The sequence below is a fragment of the Mesorhizobium sp. M7A.F.Ca.CA.001.10.2.1 genome (genome assembly GCF_003998575.1).
Taxonomy (GTDB): domain Bacteria; phylum Pseudomonadota; class Alphaproteobacteria; order Rhizobiales; family Rhizobiaceae; genus Mesorhizobium.
The window spans coordinates 1-2,170 of sequence record NZ_RZQY01000841.1; the positions used below are offsets into that span (position 1 = coordinate 1).

The following is a 2,170-nucleotide window of genomic DNA, read 5'->3' on the forward strand; positions in this document are numbered from 1 at the left end:
CCAAATGCTCAGGGAACAGATCGTCCGACTGGAAACTGAGCTACTTACCCAGACAGGGGCTGCCAAGCCAAGAAGGCTTACCGAGCTCGGCTACCACATTCATTCCAGCAAATCGCGGCTTCAACGGCTGGAACGCTGCATCTCTGCCCTGCAATCGGCCGATCGGCGGCGAGTAGAACACAGGCCCCAGCAGGTCTAGTGTGTTCCTGCACTAGCTTTGGCCGTCGACATGGACGGCCGTTACCGCCAGGAAGCTCACATCGAACGTCCGCCACTGGATCGAGCTGCCCCTGAGAACTCGGAATGTGCGCTTTTTGAGCGGTACTGAGAGAGATCCTAGCGTCGGGGGTTGGGCGCCAAGCTGCCGTTCACACTTGGAAGTCATGCCGTCGCGCTATCGGGCGCAACGTGCCACTGGGGTCGATCCCTGCAAAGGCATGGAAAAGCCGAAACTAGTATCCCACTTTGTCCATGAGCACCCGCAATTTGGGCTGTGGAGTGACCCAGAAAGTTCGAAAAGCTTCCAGGAACCCCAGGCAAACTGGACTCGGGGCGCGTATGGACTGTCTCAGGGCACGGATTCTTCGGTCTCAGGCCTTCGTTTCGGACTTAGAACGCCTTCAATCACGGTATCGAGCTTGGGCGGGGCCGTGGCATTGGACTCTAAACCCATCCCATTTGCCGCCGTCTCTAGGCCGGGGTACGACGTCGGCGGAAAACCTCTTGCACGCCCGTAAGTGTCTGTCCTCTCTGGATCAGGAGCAATCAAGAACAGCCAACAGAAGGCAGCGCGACCATGCTTGAACCAGATCGTATCATCCGCCTGAAAACCGTTCTTTCCCGGACCGGTCTGTCCCGATCCACGATCTATCGCAAGATCGCCAAAGGCACCTTCCCACGCCAGATTCAGATCAGTATCCCCGGTGCAGGCTGGCATGAATCCGATATCAGTCGCTGGATCTCCAATCCCGTTTCGTGGCGTCCACAAGACCAGGGCGACAAGGCGTGATGAGGGTGATGCACACTGCGCGGAAAACTGGGCTTCATCGAGACGCAGCGGTCACGGCGGCGAGGCTATTGCTTGAGCCCAGTGGGCCATGTCCATTACAAGCGTCGCCGAGGCGAACGAACACGGCAAACCAGAAACGATGGTCGGCCTCACGCTCAACCAAGTCAACTTTGGGTCGAACCGCCCAGAACTGGCCGCTTATCTCCTTTCAGAGCCCGCGCCGAATCGGTGGCCGCCCCTCAGGCTGACAGAGCAAGCGTTCAGCGGAGCGGCCGTGACGCCGGCGATCGATCAGGCTTCCCTTGAGGCAGACAGCTTCCTCTCCGCCTATAAGAGCCGTCAGCTATCGATTACCCGATCGATCCGGCGATCGTCGCCGGATCGATATTTATGGTGTGGCGGGCGAGGTCATCCAACACCGATCGGATATGCGGCCAGGGGAAATCGTCTGGATGTTCCCAGTGCTCACCGTCACGCAGGATGACCTCGAGCTTGGCCAAAATGCCTTCGATGGACGTGGCCACTGTCTGCGGTAGATCCTCCAGAAGTGCGCTTTCGGCTGTTTCCGATTGCCGGATCAGTTCGTCTGTTCTCGAATAGCCGATCTCAGCATCAGCAGCGTCCCAGCGCGCCTGGTGTGCCGCGAAATCTGCAAGCGCCCTGCCCAATTCGACTTCATTTTCAGGAGAGTAGGCATCGTTCAGGCTCTCGATGGAATGGAGCGTCACGTTCGTACCATCGGCAAGTCGCACCTCGGCGCAGGGAAAGCCGACGGTCCTGGCGAGGTGTGTCTCCAACTGCTGCTGTTCGTGACACAGCGTCAGTGTCTCATCATGGATCTTTTGCCAGTCGCCACACAGACGAAGAGCAGGATCAGCCGCGCTGCTGCCGTCCGTCAGTTCGGCGGCTCGCGACTTTACCTGGAAGGGCCACGCCGCCGCGGCCGTAGCCGTGCCCGCCAGCAAGCGCCGCCGGGTGACGAAAAACGAACTCATGCTACTGTCGGAATCAGCCATTATCCGAGCTCCTAACAGCTGGGGTTTTGGTGAGGCCGCATCGAGTGTTCGCGCACTCGGTGCGGCCGCTTTCTAAAAACGAAAGGATTGTCTGTTTTTAGAAAGCCATTGTCAACGTTTTCCGAAAAGGCTTGCGATTTTCGGG

3 protein-coding genes are annotated in these 2,170 nt (G+C 58.5%); 2 read left to right on the forward strand and 1 reads right to left on the reverse strand.

The annotated features are described in order from the left end of the window. Together EN964_RS38205 and EN964_RS32445 are read left to right on the forward strand one after the other, a co-directional pair. Positions 1 to 199 (forward strand): hypothetical protein (locus tag EN964_RS38205; RefSeq protein ID WP_206528793.1); only part of this gene is annotated, 199 nt, incomplete at its 5' end. A 597-nt stretch (positions 200 to 796) separates the two neighbouring features. Continuing rightward, the gene (locus EN964_RS32445) at positions 797 to 1,009 is read left to right on the forward strand and encodes an AlpA family transcriptional regulator (protein WP_127269046.1); all 213 of its coding nucleotides are present in this window, start codon (positions 797 to 799) and stop codon (positions 1,007 to 1,009) included. A 350-nt stretch (positions 1,010 to 1,359) separates the two neighbouring features. On the opposite strand, the gene EN964_RS32450 is transcribed toward EN964_RS32445, so the two are convergent. Beyond that, on the reverse strand, positions 1,360 to 2,025 hold the full coding sequence (locus tag EN964_RS32450) for a hypothetical protein (protein ID WP_127272212.1): 666 nt from the start codon (positions 2,023 to 2,025) through the stop codon (positions 1,360 to 1,362). Positions 2,026 to 2,170 lie beyond the last annotated feature (145 nt).

What these genes read in the sequence shown, in the direction of transcription:
- EN964_RS32445 (WP_127269046.1), top strand. Translation starts at nt 797, where the DNA reads ATGCTTGAACCAGATCGTATCATCCGCCTGAAAACCGTTCTTTCCCGG.
- EN964_RS32450 (WP_127272212.1), bottom strand. Translation starts at nt 2,025, where the DNA reads ATGGCTGATTCCGACAGTAGCATGAGTTCGTTTTTCGTCACCCGGCGG.